Origin of the sequence: Sphingobacterium faecale, assembly GCF_016746095.1 — a bacterium.
Classification (GTDB): Bacteria; Bacteroidota; Bacteroidia; order Sphingobacteriales; family Sphingobacteriaceae; genus Sphingobacterium; species Sphingobacterium faecale.
Map to the genome: position 1 here is coordinate 509,211 of NZ_JAERTY010000003.1, position 17,166 is coordinate 526,376.

At 39.1% G+C, this 17,166-nt stretch carries 14 protein-coding genes and 1 tRNA gene; 3 read left to right on the plus strand and 12 right to left on the minus strand.

The annotated features are described in order from the left end of the window. Positions 1-75: 75 nt before the first annotated feature. The 6 genes from JKG61_RS07815 to JKG61_RS07840 form a co-directional block, all read right to left on the minus strand. Entirely contained in the window at positions 76-1,209 is a 1,134-nt protein-coding gene (locus tag JKG61_RS07815) for an alpha/beta hydrolase family protein (RefSeq protein WP_202102401.1), read from the minus strand. After that, positions 1,196-2,569, minus strand: coding sequence for a putative oxidoreductase C-terminal domain-containing protein (locus JKG61_RS07820; RefSeq protein WP_202102402.1), 1,374 nt, complete (start codon positions 2,567-2,569; stop codon positions 1,196-1,198). Before JKG61_RS07820 ends, JKG61_RS07815 begins: the two co-directional genes overlap by 14 nt. A gap of 1 nt (position 2,570) precedes the next feature. After that, a complete protein-coding gene (locus tag JKG61_RS07825; RefSeq protein WP_202102403.1) occupies positions 2,571-3,884 on the minus strand; it encodes a sugar MFS transporter in 1,314 nt (437 codons plus the stop codon). Between the two features lie 5 nt (positions 3,885-3,889). Further along, complete coding sequence (locus JKG61_RS07830; RefSeq protein WP_202102404.1) at positions 3,890-5,239, minus strand: Gfo/Idh/MocA family protein; 1,350 nt, start codon at positions 5,237-5,239, stop codon at positions 3,890-3,892. A 10-nt stretch (positions 5,240-5,249) separates the two neighbouring features. After that, positions 5,250-6,245: a Gfo/Idh/MocA family protein gene (locus JKG61_RS07835; protein ID WP_202102405.1), complete on the minus strand. Its 996-nt coding sequence runs from the start codon at positions 6,243-6,245 to the stop codon at positions 5,250-5,252. Between the two features lie 85 nt (positions 6,246-6,330). Continuing rightward, positions 6,331-7,389 carry a LacI family DNA-binding transcriptional regulator gene (locus JKG61_RS07840; protein WP_202102406.1) on the minus strand — a complete coding sequence of 353 codons (1,059 nt, stop codon included), beginning with the start codon at positions 7,387-7,389 and terminating at the stop codon, positions 6,331-6,333. Between the two features lie 287 nt (positions 7,390-7,676). On the opposite strand from JKG61_RS07840, the gene JKG61_RS07845 reads away from it, so the two are divergent. Both JKG61_RS07845 and JKG61_RS07850 read left to right on the plus strand, forming a co-directional pair. Next, positions 7,677-8,969: a 4Fe-4S dicluster domain-containing protein gene (locus JKG61_RS07845; RefSeq protein WP_202102407.1), complete on the plus strand. Its 1,293-nt coding sequence runs from the start codon at positions 7,677-7,679 to the stop codon at positions 8,967-8,969. A 12-nt stretch (positions 8,970-8,981) separates the two neighbouring features. Beyond that, complete coding sequence (locus tag JKG61_RS07850; protein ID WP_202102408.1) at positions 8,982-9,776, plus strand: (Fe-S)-binding protein; 795 nt, start codon at positions 8,982-8,984, stop codon at positions 9,774-9,776. 52 nt (positions 9,777-9,828) lie between these two features. On the opposite strand, the gene JKG61_RS07855 is transcribed toward JKG61_RS07850, so the two are convergent. From JKG61_RS07855 to guaB, 6 genes are all read right to left on the minus strand, one after another. Then, positions 9,829-9,912, minus strand: a tRNA-Leu gene (locus JKG61_RS07855). Positions 9,913-9,953: 41 nt separating this feature from the next. Continuing rightward, positions 9,954-10,844 carry a Ppx/GppA phosphatase family protein gene (locus JKG61_RS07860; protein ID WP_202102409.1) on the minus strand — a complete coding sequence of 297 codons (891 nt, stop codon included), beginning with the start codon at positions 10,842-10,844 and terminating at the stop codon, positions 9,954-9,956. A 129-nt stretch (positions 10,845-10,973) separates the two neighbouring features. Further along, a complete protein-coding gene (locus JKG61_RS07865; RefSeq protein ID WP_202102410.1) occupies positions 10,974-11,525 on the minus strand; it encodes a hypothetical protein in 552 nt (183 codons plus the stop codon). 71 nt (positions 11,526-11,596) lie between these two features. Next, positions 11,597-14,173, minus strand: a complete 2,577-nt coding sequence (locus tag JKG61_RS07870; protein ID WP_202102411.1) for a phosphoenolpyruvate carboxylase — start codon at positions 14,171-14,173, stop codon at positions 11,597-11,599. Between the two features lie 234 nt (positions 14,174-14,407). Beyond that, positions 14,408-14,530, minus strand: a complete 123-nt coding sequence (locus JKG61_RS07875) for a 30S ribosomal protein THX (RefSeq protein ID WP_202102412.1) — start codon at positions 14,528-14,530, stop codon at positions 14,408-14,410. 87 nt (positions 14,531-14,617) lie between these two features. Next, positions 14,618-16,093 carry an IMP dehydrogenase gene (gene guaB / locus JKG61_RS07880; RefSeq protein WP_202102413.1) on the minus strand — a complete coding sequence of 492 codons (1,476 nt, stop codon included), beginning with the start codon at positions 16,091-16,093 and terminating at the stop codon, positions 14,618-14,620. A 359-nt stretch (positions 16,094-16,452) separates the two neighbouring features. Between guaB and JKG61_RS07885 the strand changes: the two genes are divergently transcribed. Further along, positions 16,453-16,953, plus strand: coding sequence for a hypothetical protein (locus JKG61_RS07885; RefSeq protein WP_202102414.1), 501 nt, complete (start codon positions 16,453-16,455; stop codon positions 16,951-16,953). Positions 16,954-17,166: the final 213 nt, after the last annotated feature.

A 17,166-nucleotide genomic window follows, 5' to 3' on the forward strand; every position in this document is an offset into this window, starting at 1 on the left:
TTTAGGCAGATTATATAACAGCAAAGTCTACCTCTCTAAAGCAATAGAAGCTACACCATTAAAGAAACGGTGATTTTATTTCAGATGATATTCAAAAAATGTATATATCACTTCGGTAGCGTCTTCAGTTAACGAGTGTGTAGTTCTATTTGTCATGGCCACTCTTTCCTTTTGACCCAAAAGCTTGTTGACTTCGACACTATGATTCAACGCTCTCCACTGTGTTACTGGATCTTCAGCTCCCCCAGATACTAGAAAAGGCCTAGGTGCCATCAAAGCATGTAGTTCATGTAGATTTCTATTTTCCTTCCTTAACTGATTGTACACACCATAGGCCGGATTCTGATCGGTAATCATCCCTCTCTTACGCCAAGGTTTACGATGAAAACCAAGATACCAAGGTTCCCAATAGTTTATTGATTCTCTATTCTCCTGCATAGCAATTCCCGGATCTGACCATGCAGCAGCGGCAAAATTATCTGTAAGACAAGAAGCAAACATAGCCCACTTTCCTCCAAAAGAATGGCCAACAATACCGATTCGCTTTTTATCTACATTCTTACAGTTAGCGAGAACGTAATAGGCATTATTCCCAGCATAAGCAAGCATAGAAAGTGGCTGAACAGATACTGAATCAATAGAAGGATAATACAGTGAAAATTCATTGCGTTCAGAAGCAGCCTGCGTACCAATAGCCAAAGTTACAAAACCTCTATTTGCCAATTGTTTTGCAAAATCTCGCCAAGGTCGCCAAGGTCTATTTGGGCTACCAATTCCTATTGAGCTTTCAGCATCATAGAATACGCTGACAACTGCAGGCATTTTACCACTAGCAATTTTAGGCACCAATAGATAGCCCTTTGTCCATTCCGTAGGTGTCCATTTAAAACGCACACCATATTGTGTATACGTTTCTTCATATAGTGTATCAATATATTCAAAACGCTGTTCTTTATAAAGTTGTGGCCATATTCCCAGATAACCTTCCCAATCTCGCTTTATTTCCTCTTTACGTTTTGTCCATTCCTTTGCGGATTTCACTTTCTTACCGTTTTTGAACAAAAGCGGAGAACGAAACTCTCCAAAATCATTACGTAAAGAATCTGGGGGAGAAAAATAAGGTGCTAGCTTTTCGTGTAGAAGACTTGTTTGTCCAAATAAAACCTGGCCAAATAAAAATGAGAAAATGAAAATGCTAATCTTCTTCATAGCCGATAGTTTTTGCCTTCGCCAATGCTTGGGTCGTTAAATAATATTTAGCCAACATAAAAGATTTTTCCCAGTCAGGTAATGCATTTGCTCTACGATAGAGCACAAACTGATTCAAAACCTTAGCAAAATGATCTTCATGACTTAAATATAAACTTTTAGGTACTGATATCTTATAAGCATCTTGTTCCTGCATAATATCCAAACCAGGCAAGTCTTTCAATTCTCCAAGTGCTTGTCTCAGCTCTCCCTCAAAGTTTCTATTCACTTCTTTCGGTATTACGAATACAGACATTACCCCGGTGCTATCAGGCTTTATTTCTAATCGAAACTTTTTTGCATTAAACTCTGCTGAGAATTGATCACCTCTTTTGTCCAATGATTCCACATTCCATTGAACTGCAACAGAAACAGGAACCCCTTTAAAATTAAAACACAATTTCCCGTTGCTATATACAGCGAGATCTCCTTCATTTGTTTCCGACGACTTTAACATACTTGGGTATTGTTTTAGTCCAGTAGATTTTTCAAAGTCACGTTTAGTAACCCGAGTATACCACCTGAAAGAGCTATCCAACTTTATATCTTTTTTTAAATCAACTGTTTGTTCTGACGAAAGCATCCAGTACACTAAATCAATATAATGAGTAGTAACATCAACCAAACCTTCTCCCTGCTGTAACGTATTATAAAACATAGCAGGCCGTATCAAAGGCTTCCCCGAAACATCCTTTATAAAATGATGTGTACTATTAAATTTAATAGCATGTCCACTCTCATCTTTATTAATACCTCCCGAAAATTGAGTATCATTCAATAACGACTTGACGATAAGATTCTTTACATCATAACGTTCAGTCATAATATCGAATATTAGTGGTGTAGTTGAAGATGAGGTCAAAAGCCTTTCAAGTTTATCATATCCCTTGGTATTAATAACCAACGGTTTATCGGCAAAAACATCCTTACCTTTCTCTAGGGATTGTGATATAAACTCAATTTTCCGCTGATTGTCGCCCGCCAATACAACTACGTTCCCAATGTTAAACGCCTTATTTAGAAAATCATGCCCATAATAAGCTATGACTTTCCAATCTGTAGGGTTCTCTCTTCGTGAATTATATTGTTGTATGAAATCCCGATAGGCTTCTGCAGAGTTCTCCGTATCTGCAAAAAGATGTACCTTCGGTTCTATCTCCGCGTTTTTATATTTCTGAACAAGCGCAGCATGGAAATGTTCAGGTTGTATCAGCACCAGTTTAATCAAATCTTCATCACTTTTAGAGGACTGGCTTTGACCACATCCCATTCCCAATAGACATAAAGCAGTCCATAAATAAGCTTTTTTATATAATTTCATTCTACCATTTACGAATTTTATGGCCATGGACCGCATAAAAAATCAGATACAAATAACAGGGTACCAGAACCCAATAAGCTGTTCGTAGATCAAATACATCAGCATAATGACCATATATCATAGGCATAATGGCGTTACCACATAGCCCCATAATCAGCAACGCTCCTCCTTGTTTTGTAAACCTTCCAAGATCACTCAATGCTAATGGCCATATGCCTGCCCACACGAGTGAATTGGCAAACCCCAACAAAACGATAAACCAAATGGAAACATCAGCTTTATGCCCTAATAATGTGATGTCTCCATGGAGATAAATTATTCCAAAAGAGAGGAGCAATCCCAAAATGGTACAGACCTTAAAAGCTGTAACTTGGCTCATCACTTTAGGTATTAAGACAATCCCGCAGAGATATCCCACTATAGTGAGAAAAAGGGTGTAAGAAGGGAAAACCTTAGCCTCCAAAAGGTCAATATCCATTGATCCCGCATATCCTATTATAGTATCTATTGAAATAATCTGTGTCCCCACGTGCAAAAAAATAGCTATAGCACCTAGAATTAAATGAGGAAACTGGAAGATACTATTTTTAGATGAGTTGCTGGCTGCCACATCCGCATCCTCATACTCGGTATCAATCTCTGGTAACGGAGAAAAACGAACTAACAATCCCAATCCTACGAGAATAAAACCTAGAACTGCATATGGTGCAATCACGCGCCGGATAAAGACATCAAGTTCTTGGGACCGTTGCACAATATCCATAGTTTCAAGGTTCTTGAATAAATCTGAATCTGTAGCCCGCAATACAACGGTAGCAAAGATTAATGGTGCCAATATCCCTGCGGCCTTATTACATATACCCATGATGGAAATACGCTGTGCTGCACGTTCTTTAGGACCCAATATGGTCACATAAGGGTTGGCAGCAGTCTGCAAAATCGCTAAACCCGCACCCAATGAAAACAGACCTATTAAAAACACCTCATACGTCCGCGTCAATGCTGCAGGAATAAAAATAAATGCGCCAAACGCCATAATAAAAAAACCAATCATAATACCGTTTTTAAACCCTTTATGTTTAAGCAGGTAAGAAGATGGCATGGAAATAATCAGGTAGGAAATGTAGAATGCAAACGTGACTAGATACGATTGAAAATTAGTCAATTCACAAGCTATTTTAAAGTAAGGTATCAATATAGCATTAACCCAGCTAACAAAACCAAACATAAAAAACAACACCCCTATAATCCCTATTGATACAATAGTCTCCCTTTGCGTCAGACTAGCTGCGGTTTTAACTTTATTAACTCCCATACGATTTAGACTTTAGGCTCCCATCCTTTAGCGTATTCTCTTGACCATAGATTTTTCATCGCATTATCGTCGTTCAAAATATATCCATTCTGTGGATTTATTTCCAATTGCTTACCAGCTCTTAATGCTATATTCCCTAATTGCACTAATAGGGTACTTTTATGGCCACTCACAATATCCGAATTAAGATTTCCCGACGTCTTCATTGCCGCAAACATGTTCTGCATATGTAATGCATCCAATTGCTGAGAAGGACTACTGAGACTAGCCGTATCGATTGGCCCACTGTCTTTGACTTCTTTAACCAACTTACCCTTAATATCAAACAGTTTGTAAGAATTTGCACCATCGATCTGCAAGGAACCATTTGACCCATAAAATATTACTCCAACATTCGATCCTTCTGTCGTCATAGCATTACAGCTTCTTCCCTCCCAAGTGATCATTCTATCAGGCCCAAATTCAAGACTTATAACCTGCGTATCTGGCGTCTCCCAATCATCTTGATACGCATATCGACCACCGTTAGAGCTCACTCGGGTAGGATAGTCAACCTGCAACCCCCAACGTGCTAGATCGACCATATGCGTACCATTATTCAAAGCCTCACCAGTGCCCCAATTCCAAAACCAGTGCCAGTTGTAGTGTAATAAATTGTCCTGATATGCGGTCCGAGGCGCCGGCCCTTGCCATAAATCAAAGTCTAACCAAGATGGCACTGAGGTCTTCTTTCCGACACCGATCGAAGGACGATTATTGGTATACCAAGTCTTTGCATAAAAAACCTTACCGATGGTACCGTTGTGCACCTCTTCGATGCCTTTAACCACATTAGGCCATGACCTTCGTTGATTACCCATCTGAATTATATTTCCATACTTGTTCGCTGCAGCTATTAACAGTTCACCTTCTCTAGGGTTGTGGCCACAAGGTTTCTCCAAATAGATACTTTTTCCTGCCTGTGAAGCCAATATAGCTGCAGGGGCATGCCAGTGGTCAGGTGCGGCAATAACAAAAATATCCACATCCTTGCTTTCCAATGATTTTCTAAAATCTCTAAATCCCGTTACGGTCGTATTCTGAAACTTAGCAAGTCCCGTCTTACATTTATCAATAGCTCTACTATCAACATCACATACATGGATTACTTCACTCTGGGCCTGACTGGCAAAATTTTGTGCCAATGCCGCCCCACGAGAGTTGACCCCCATTACAGAAACTCGCATTTTCTCATTAGAACCGACAATCCTATTATAACTTTTAGCACTAAAACCAGGCAAGACTCCGCCCAATCCTACAGCAGTAGATGCGATCAATGTTTTCTTTATAAAATTTCTTCTCGAATTATTATCCATAATAGTAAGTTTATTTTAAGGTGATATCTGTTAAATTGACGGATCGTCCCTGCATCTTTTTACTCAAATCAGCAGCTTCGATAAAAGCACATATTTCCAACGTTTGGCCCTCATCAACTGGAGCTTCTCCTGAATCAAAAAATGAGACTATTTCTTCTAGTAGAGGTTCATAACCTAAAAAATCGCCTAACTTGACTACTCCTTTCTCACAATAAACCGTACCGCCAAAAGCAGCTGTACCAGTCCTCGTCCCCCTTACAGTTCCAACACGACCATCTTCCCAAACCCCAACAATAATATCGGTTCCATCGGTATGGGTACGATTCAACATTTTACACCCCACCCCCATGCATGTAATCAACATTTCTACAGCATGTATCCCATACCAAAAGAAATCTAAATGACTCGGTTCGATGGTAGCTGGCGAATAGACATCAGCTCCTAACACTTTCCCATACTTTCCTTCTAAAATCTCCTTCATACCAGAAATATATCGCAACGACGAAGAGGAGAAAAAAGGAATACTGTATTCTTTAGACAGACGCATGATTTCTTCCGCATCCTTATAGGAAGCTGCCAAAGGCTTATCGATAAAAAGGGGTTTCTTCGCTTTGAAAACTTCACGAGCCTGATCTAGATGCAATCGGCCATCATTTGTTTCTAACAATACGTAGTCTACCTCTTTCAACAATGTCTTGATAGAGTCCACGACTTTAACATCGAGTTTCTTTATATCTGCAATATACTTAGGGATACGATCTGTAGCTGAAGGTATTGTCCTTGTCCCGTATGGATATGCAGCCACAACTTTGTAATCACGAAATTTTTCGGGCTTACCGTGTAAGGATTTCGTAAAAGCTATAGCATGGGAGGTATCCAAACCAATGATACCAATACGCTTTCCTTTATTCTGAAAAAAAGGAATCCCCGAAGCTGTGTTTATCATTACAGCACCCAAAGCTAAGGAGCCTGTACAAACGAAGTCTCTTCTACTTAGATTTTTCATAATGCGGTTTATTATGTTACGTTATAAAGATACTAAATAGTGTACGTACCCGAAAATATATTCGGAAACAATTTTTCTGTTCTATCTAATTCTTATAATATTTGTAATTCTCTTTAGTGAGGATATCTATAGGCATCAATTGCACTTTGTCCACCTGGCCACTTTCAATAAAATATTCGTATAACGTCAACAGCCCCTTATACCCCTGCTCTATCGGCTTTTGACAAATCAAAAAGTCGATGATTCCTTTTTCCAAATATTCAATATTACGACTAAGATAATCATAACCGATCAGCTTTATATTCGTAATATTATTGGTCTCAAAATACTTAGCTACAGTAGAAACTCTCGAGTTCGTGACAAAGAGTAGATCTACGGGATTGTACCTCAAGTAATTTTCTAGTTCAACCATTATGGAATCATAATCAGTTCTATGGACTGTCAACATGTCGACCCTAGAAGCTAATTTGTTCTCTTCAAAATAACTTTTAAAGCCCGTTGCTTTTTTCAGCAAATGGTGTTCTGCTCCCAACTCTCTCGACACATTGAAGATAAGGATATTTCCTCCATCCGGAATCAGGTATTTCGAAAGATTTCCTGCTAGTTTACCTGACTGAAATAAATCAGGTCCAATATAGCTTAAAGGAGTCACATTAGATATATCTGAATTAATGAACACACACTTAATCCGCTTTGCCTCACATTTATAAAAAAACTCTAAGGCTTCACTAATAAATGAGGGAGCTAAAATTACACCATGAAAACTATCGTTAAGGATATTGCTGCTTGCCGAGTTGAATGTCTGTCTGTCATTAAGTTCATAATGAAAAAAAACAACCTCCACTCCATACATACGAATCTCCGACCAAGCCCTATTTATACCTTCAAGCGGAGCCTTCCAATACTCAGTCTCAGGGGATTCCCGCGGAATCAGTACAGCAATACGAAAGTTCTTTTTTGAAGCTAAACTTCTCGCCAAAAGATTGGGCTTATAATCCATTTCCTTTATGATAGCCTCGATTTTCTCCTTTGTTTTCGCAGAGACACCACTCCGATTATGAATCACGCGGTCCACTGTCGCAATCGACACATTTGCTCTTCTCGCAATCTCTTTTACTCCAGACAATTCATTATTTTTCTGCATACAGTAACCAATTGGACTTCAATTAAAGAATTTTTTTTTTACTTTCCAAAAGTAGACTGCTATCTTCACCCAAGTAGAGAGTAACTGGTCCCCCGACTTTAACCAATTCTATGTCATCAAATTTGACTAGAGAAACGTGACTCCTTCAGAAACACCGTTTATATTGATACCGTAAAACATTCTACGGTGTTTTTCAGACTAATTTTTAATCCTTCTAAATACATATTATGCACGCATAATATCCCATATAATTAATTATATTTGTTCTTGAACCTGGTTATAAAACTATGATTGGTCAATTGATTTTTACAATCCTATTCTTTGCCGCAGTTTTTTTCTTCTACAGAAATGCCGCAAAGATTTACAGAAACATCAAATTAGGAAAAGCGGTCGACCGTTTTGATAATGCTTCAGAGCGATTAAAGACTATGCTATTAATAGCATTTGGTCAAAAAAAGATGTTTAAACGTCCCATTCCTGCATTACTTCATCTATGTGTATACGTAGGATTCTGCATTATCAATATAGAAATGCTAGAAATCGTAATCGATGGAATATTCGGTACACACCGTGTTCTATCCTTTATGGGAAGCTTTTATAGCTTTTTAATCTATAGTTTCGAAATTCTAGCTCTACTTGTTTTACTATCCTGCGCTGTCTTCTTCATTAGACGAAATGTATTAAAGCTGAAACGATTAAATCAGCATGAATTAAAAGACTGGCCAAAAACAGATGCGAACATCATTCTAATTACGGAGATTCTGTTAATGGCAGCGTTCCTTATCATGAATGCGGCGGATCAAAAGTTACAGATATTAGGACATCCACACTATACGACAGCCGGTACACTCCCTATTAGTACTTCTTTACTGCCATTGCTGCCAAGTACATTCGATAGCTTAATACTTATAGAACGTTTTTGCTGGTGGTTTCATATTGTGGGGGTATTGGCCTTTCTTAACTATCTTCCGCTATCTAAACACCTTCATATTATCTTAGCATTCCCTAACACGTACTTTACAAAATTGGAACCAAAGGGTAAGTTTGATAATATGCCTGCCGTCACTGCAGAAGTAAAAGCCATGCTCGATCCCAGTCTTCCCCCTCCTAGTGGAGAAGTGTCAAGATTTGGCGTAAAAGACGCTACAGATCTAACCTGGAAAAATCTTCTAGATGCCTATACCTGTACAGAGTGTGGACGCTGTACCTCCTCCTGTCCAGCTAATATCACTGGAAAATTGCTATCTCCTCGTAAGATAATGATGGATACGAGAGACCGAATAGAGGAAATAGGTAAGAATATCGACGCTAATAAGTCCTTCATAGATGACGGAAAATCCTTACTGGACGATTATATCAGTAGAGAAGAAATATGGGCATGTACAAGCTGTAATGCCTGTGTAGAGCAATGTCCTGTAAACATCAATCCTTTAGAAATTATTATGGGCTTAAGGCAATACGCGGTAATGGAAGAATCCAAGGCTCCCGCAAGCATCAACGGGATGCTGGGAAATATGGAAAACAATGGAGCTCCCTGGAAATATGCACAAGCAGATCGTGCCAACTGGGCCAATCAATAAAGATTCTTAAACATGGAAAATCAAATACAAGTCCCCACAGTCGCCGAACTAGTTGCTAAAGGCGAATCTCCAGATATATTATTTTGGGTAGGCTGCGCTGGCTCATTTGACGAAAGAGCGCAACGTATTACAAGAGATATCTGTAAAATACTTCAACATGTAGGTATAAAATATGCAATTCTAGGTACAGAAGAAAGTTGTACCGGTGACCCTGCCAAACGAGCAGGCAACGAGTTCCTATTCCAGATGCAGGCTATGATGAACATACAGGTACTTGATGGCTACGAAATAAAGAAAATAGTAACCGCCTGCCCACACTGCTTCAACACAATAAAGAATGAATATCCGGAACTAGGCGGAAACTATGAAGTAATCCACCACACCCAGTTGATTCAGTCACTTATCGAGCAAGGAAAATTAAAACCTGCTGATGGACACGCTTTCAAAGGAAAACGTATTACCTATCACGACCCTTGCTACCTCGGACGCGCCAATGAAGTTTATGAGGCCCCACGGAAAGCTCTAGAGATTTTAGATGCGGACCTAGTAGAACTCAAACGTTGTCGCAGCAATGGCCTATGCTGTGGAGCCGGGGGGGCGCAGATGTTCAAAGAGCCAGAACCCGGCAACAAAGATGTTAATATAGAACGTATAGAAGATGTGATAGAAACCAACGCATCTGTTGTAGCTGCCGCATGTCCATTCTGCATGACCATGTTACAGGATGGTGTAAAGATTAAAGAAAAAGAAGAGCAAATACAAGTACTTGATATCGCAGAAATCACCGTAAAAGCCAATAATCTTTAAAGAAAAGTACATAAAAAAAAGTGATCATAAAATATGATCACTTTTTTTTATGTACCCAGAAGCAGATTCGAACTGCCATGCCCTTGCGAGCGCCACCCCCTCAAGATGGTGCGTCTACCAATTTCGCCACCTGGGTATTACAGCGACAAAAATATGGCTTTTTTTTAAAGTCACAAGTTAATTTGACATATTATTTTTAAAATTTTTATCAATCAGTGTTTGGATAATCCCATCTACTAAGCCAACTCGCGGAGCTACAATGTTTTTCAGATGGCCAACCTTCATAATGGTCAAAAAAATCTCTGAAGCCGGAATAATAACATCAGCCCGATCAGACCGTAATCCTAATTCATGAATACGATCTTTTAGCGAAAAAGAATTCAAATGGTCGAAAATAGCCTTCAATTTAGCATATGTCATCGGCTTATCTCCTTTCTCATTTGCAATGCGTGAAAGCTTATTGATATTTCCTCCAGTACCTATACCATAGATATTTTTATAACCTCTTGTCTTTTCCTTAACCCAACGGCGCATTTTATCCCATGTCTCCGGTTGATCCTGATTATCCAATATACGGATCGTCCCCAAGTTGAAAGACTGAGAGTCAACAAGCTCACCATTCGCAAACAGTGTTATCTCTGTACTACCTCCTCCCACATCTATGTACAAATACACCTTAGTCTTGTCGATCGTATTACTTAAATAAGAGTTATAGATAATCTTTGCTTCAATTCCTCCATCTACGATCTCTATATCGATCCCCTCCTCTTTACAAGCTTTGACCACATCTGCACCATTGTCTGAGTCACGCATTGCCGAGGTTGCGCAGGCCATATAATCCGTCACTTTATAGACATCCATTAGGTTTCTAAAAGCCCGCATTGTTTTGACCATATCCTGAAATTTACCTACAGATATATGCTTATCAATAAAAGCATCATCTCCCAAACGTAATGGCACTCGAAGCAGTGTATTCTTGGTATATACCACCTCGTCCTTCTTTTCTAAAATATCCGCAATCAACAATCGGACTGCATTTGAACCTATATCTATAGCTGCGTATCTCACCGGCATTCTTTTTTTAATCTGCCAATAATAACGTTTTAATATTAATTTTCCATTAAATTAACGTTAGAATTAACATATAAAAAAAGGGAACATGTACATGTTCCCTTTTTTTATAGCGCAAAACATCTATTAATGGTGCGAATGAGCTTCTTCTTTACCACCAATCTGTTTGTATACTTCAGATACGATATCCACTTGCTTTTCAGCAAAAGCGCGCAAATCTTTGTTAGTATTGCGAGTCAAACGTGTTAACTGTTCTTTTATCAACCCTATTTCATGTTGTGCATTATGCACGTAGTCCGTATGCTTTACATTTGTAGAAGCAGTAGAATCTGTTGCATGAGCAGTAGTCAATTCTGGAGCAGGCACACCTTTGATGGGAAAATCGATTTGTACAGTTCTAGCAATAGTATCCAAGGATGGAATCAATCCTGCATAATAAGCTTTCACTTTTGCGGCAACCTCTTTCGATTTCGCTTCACCGTTAGCCTCTTCATGCTCAGCTACAATTACACCTACCTGTGCTGCTTCTCCAATTTTCTGGAAAGCAGAAAACGCATCACCGTCTACCAAAGTAGTATGCGTGTATTTCAACTGATTCTCCTTTGCTGTTTTATCTACACAAGAGTTAAACAAAGTACCTGCACATACTGCGGCAAAAAATAAAGTATTTAATTTCATTTTAATTCTTTTTTCTCGAATACAAAAATATAAAATATCTATCAGAATACCCCATACTTTCGGATTATCTATTATGCAAGGTTCCTACCTGCATTGACGACACCATATATGGTACGTCCAATGAGTTTTCTGTATATATCCTCCTGTTCTATGGCGAGACTACCTTCACGTAACCTACGAATTGCATAATGCTGGATGATCAACAGTGGTAACACAATCTTTTCACGTTCCAAAATAGAAGCCCTTTCAACGGGATAGTTTTCCATGAGCACACTTGCACCACTCAATTTCAACAAATAACTCTTAGTTTTCACATACTCATCATAGAGTATATGCCAGAACTCACCAAAAGTAGGGTCGTCCTTCATATAAGAAGTAATAGCAAAATTTGACTTCGTCATAGACATCATGCAGTTATCAATTAGCGTATTGAAAAAACCAGAATTATCATATAGATTACGTACATACGACCACAGATTATTCTCCTCTGCCCATTCCAAAGCTGTACCGACCCCGAAAAAACCTGGAATATTCTGCTTTAATTGGCTCCAGGAAGTCACAAAAGAAATCGCCCTCAAATCCTCCAGTCGAAGATCCCTATCAGAATTTCGTTTCACCGGACGGCTACTGATATTGATAGAAGAAAGTGCTTTTAACGGGCTCAACGCCTCTAGGTATTTTAAAAAGAGCGGGTGATTACGTAAAGACAAAAACTTAATATGACTAGCTTCAGCCATATCCTCAATAATCTGCTTTTGTTTTTCCGTAAGTGTATCGCCTTGATTTTGCCTAATTTCAGAAATCAACCCCGCATGTAGTAATTGTTCAATATTATACTGCGCGGTATCTAATGAACCATATTGGCTACTGATAGTCTGGCCTTGTATAGTTAATTGTATATGCTTATTCTCGATCTCGGTTCCCATTGAGGCATAAAACCGTTGTGTCTTTCCGCCACCACGGGCTGGAGGTCCACCGCGGCCATCAAAAAACACCAGATCCACTTCGTACTCCCTAGCCAAAGCAGTCAGCTCCATCTTCGCATTATAAATAGACCAATTGGCCATGAGATAACCTCCATCTTTCGTGCTATCAGAAAAACCGAGCATAATGGTTTGCTTATTCCCTCTCCTTTCTAGATGCGCTGCATAAATAGGGTTACTATACAATGTACGCATCACGTCTGAGGCCCGTTCTAGATCGTCCACAGTCTCAAATAAAGGGACAAAATCAATAAACAACTTATCCCTTTGCCATCCTTCCCACAAAAACAATTGCATCAAGCCCAATATATCTGAGGCTTGTTGGCAATTAGAAATAATAAAACGCTGCGCAGCCCGTTCTCCTCCCGAGCGTTGGATATCTTTCAACAGCTGTATCACACCTATCGTATCTTTAACCAACGGTTCCGCATCATCTTTATACACTAAATTATCTTCTGTAAAACGTAATGCCTGTTGCTTGCTTTCCTCGCTCGTAGTGAGCTGCGCTACCTCAATCCCTAGCTTTTCACCATGCTCTTGCACCAAATAGTTAATCGTCTGCCGTAATACGGAACTATCTTGACGAATGTCCAACGTAGTAAAATAGCAACCAAATGTATTTACCTTACGAATTAAATCTTCAACAAGCTCAACAAACAAACCGTTGTGTAAAGAATGAAGAACCTCTCTAATAGCATTTAGATTTTCTAGTATCTCTACCGTATCATCTTTAGGGTTTTCTACTGTGTGAAAACTATTGGTATAGAACAACTCTTGAAGATTCTCCAAGTAACCTTCCACTCCCTTAAAAGTAATCCGTCTCTTTACTACCCTAAAATCGCGATAGTAACAGCGGAATAGTATGGTCCTAAGCATTCCTGCCACGCGTTTTGTACTCTCGACAGTCACGTTTGGATTACCATCACGGTCGCCTCCGGGCCAAAAACCCAACTCAATCAACTGCTTTACATCTTCCGACGGCACCTCTAATTCGTCATCGATCTTAGATTGAATACCAGAGGTGACTTTGTAAAAAACATTCTCTAAGTACCAAGCCAAGCTTACGGCTTCATCCACGGGAGTTGGACGTTGCTGCTTTATAAAAGGCGTTTTACCCAGTTGTTGAAGTAAAAGATGAATATTAGAGATGTCATTTGCCTTTATAGCCTCGATTAGATCATTGATTATTCCCAGCACAGGCCCAGGATAAAACTGTGTAGGGTGAGCTGTCAATACCAAGCGCACCGAAAAGTCACGTAATTTCTCTACAAGTTGCTTTTTTAGTTTAGCATCATTCTGGGCCAGTTTGAACAAAGAGTTTAATCCTCCGATTTCATCACTTTTTCCAACAGCCTGAAAAGAAGAATCTTCTATTGCATCGAATAAGACCACTTGACGTTCGATATATTGTACAATTCTAAACAGAAGATCTACACGATCTTCATCTTGTATATATTGCTCATACTGCTGAAAAAAACTATCGATTATAGTCTCTGGTGTCGAATTGCTTTCAACGCCTTGCTCACAGTGGGTCGTAAAAAATGGAAGCAATGTGCCTGTATGCTTTACACGTTGAAAAGGTAGGGTTAAGAACAGACTTTTAAATAAATCAAAGCGCGTGAGCACTTCATTCTCAAATACGGCTTGTTTTTGACTTAATTTCATTTCAATAAATTATGTATGATCCTTTCGTCTCACTGATTAGTCTGCTCAGAGAGGTATCGTTAAAACAAAAAATCTCCAAAAGCAGCAAACAAATATACAATTTAATATTAAAAAGTGTAGTTTTTTATTAAAATCATATTTAAATATAGTTTTTAATGAAAAAATAACAAGAAAAAAACTTTCAACATATAACACGAGAAAGCTAACCCAATAAAAAAGCAACCTTTCGGTTGCCTATTTACTATCTTTTGGAACGGTTTGGCTTTTTACAAGCTCTTTTTTCCGTCCAGGTCTTCGCTTTCCATAAGATCCCATTACAATCTTACCCCTTCTTGTCTTTTTATCTCCTTTTCCCATAACTATATTTTTAAATAAATGATATATAAAGTTGATAACCAATCACAATTTACAGTTATAAATATGGAAAAGCAAACAAAAAACAAACTATCCCCTACTATTGTAATTGGGCGCCTCTTTTGTAATCTGTATATTATGAGGATGTGACTCTCTCAAGCCTGCACCGGTAATTCGCACAAACTGCGCTTCCTGTAGTTTTGTTATAGATGCAGCACCACAGTACCCCATAGAAGCACGCAAACCACCTATATATTGATATACAACTTCTGCTAAAGTACCTTTATATGGAACTCTACCAACAATCCCCTCAGGTACCAACTTCTTAATATCATCCTCGACGTCTTGGAAATACCGATCTTTCGAACCTTTCTCCATGGCTTCTATAGATCCCATCCCCCTATAAGATTTAAACTTACGTCCTTCAAGCAAAATCGTCTCGCCTGGAGCTTCTTCTACTCCAGCGAATAGCGAACCTGCCATAATTGTATATGCACCAGCAGCAATAGCTTTAGCAATATCTCCTGTCTGCTTGATCCCGCCATCCGCAATCAAAGGCACACCAGTACCTTTTAGTGCTTTAGCAACTTCATAAATAGCATATAACTGTGGAACCCCGACTCCCGCAATGATACGAGTAGTACATATTGAACCCGGACCAATACCAACTTTGACAGCATCCGCACCAGCATCTGCAAGATCTTTTGCCGCTGCTCCCGTAGCAATATTCCCAACAATAACCTGCAAATCAGGATATTTTGACTTAACTTCCTTCAACTTATTGATTACACCTAGAGAATGACCATGGGCAGTATCAATCGTAATTACGTCAACCCCAGCTTTCACCAATGCATCAACCCGCTCCAAAGTATCTCCTGTGACCCCTACAGCAGCTCCAACCAATAAACGTCCATGCTCATCTTTTGCTGCATTAGGATAATGCTTATACTTTTGTATATCCTTAAATGTAATCAGCCCCTTCAACATATAGTTATTGTCGACCACAGGCAACTTCTCTATCTTATGGTTCTGAAGAATCTCCTCAGCTTTAACCAGATCTGTTCCCTCGGGAGCAACAACAAGATTATCCTTTGTCATCAACTCATTAATAGGCCGAGCCATATTTTTTTGAAAACGCAAATCTCGATTCGTTACAATACCAACCAATTTACCATCCAGATCAATAACTGGAATACCTCCGATTTTATGCTCTTTCATGATACTGAATGCATCTCCCACTGTAGCCGACTCCAACAGTGTGACAGGATCCTGAATCATACCACTTTCTGAACGCTTTACTTTGCGTACCTCAGCAGCTTGTTCACCAATGGTCATATTCTTATGTAACATCCCTATTCCACCTGCTTGTGCAATAGCGATTGCTAAATCAGACCCCGTGACTGTATCCATCGCAGCCGAAACCAACGGTATATTTAGTTTTATCTTCTTGGTCAAAAAAGTACTTGTATCTACATCTCTAGGTAGAATCTCGGAATAAGCTGGTATTAATAATACATCGTCATATGTGAGACCTTCAGCTACGAATTTTTTTGGATCTAATTGCATGGCAAATATCTTGTGGGTTTTCTATTTGCCAGGCAAAATTACATTTTTTTATCAAAAAACCAAAATAAAAATAACAGCTCCCATTTAATGATGCTCAGATTATATTCATTTTTTTGCTAACAATTAAAACCGACCGAAACATTTTGGCAAGTTCTTTGCTTAGCCTTACGAAGCACAACTATAAAAGACCGAAGCTGCCCCCTTTGCCGCTATCTTCAATATACGGAGTATGCGACTACAGTAAAGCTTCATCACATTTTATATTATACTGATACATACAAATTCAAATGAAATACTCATGTTTAGCGAAGCATTCCTCATGAGTACTCCATAAGACAATTAAAAAACGAATAACACATATGAAAAAATCGGCTTTATCTGTTTTTGCGATAGCCTTGTTGCTTGGCTCCTCAACTATTGTAAAAGCACAATCGTATAGAACTGCCCTAGGGGTAGGCATAGATGTAGGTGATGGGCCCACCTTAGGTGGCCCACAGGTCAAACACTTTTTTGATAATCAAAACGCTGGTAATGCACAGGTACTATTCGGTGACAATGCCACATTAATAGGAGTAGACTACTCCTACAATCAGCCGATCCGTGGCGCTCGTGGACTCAGCTGGTACGTTGGAATAGGTCCGCAGTTGACCTTCCTTAACAATAACAGCATCTGGTTTGACGACAAACACCGTGATAACCACACTCATGTCGCTATTCGTCCCGCCGTCGGTCTCGAATTCAAAATACCTTCCGCTCCATTAGCCTTTCATTTTGACTGGAAACCTTGGTGGAACTTAACCCATAATTCGAGCTTCGAGCCGTCAAGATTCACCCTAGGATTCAAATTCACGTTAAAGTAACACACACAACCACTTCAATCCTATGCTATAATCAATAAACACGCATAGCTGAAACAAAAAGCCTTTTCATAGCGCAATCGGAAACAAAAAGTCCGATTGCGCCATAGGTGTCTCCTCATTAGACACTTCTGCTAATATTTTGTTCATATTCCCATAACAAAAACTTTTCAATAGTTATCTATATATTTTGTTTTCATTATACAAAATTTTTAT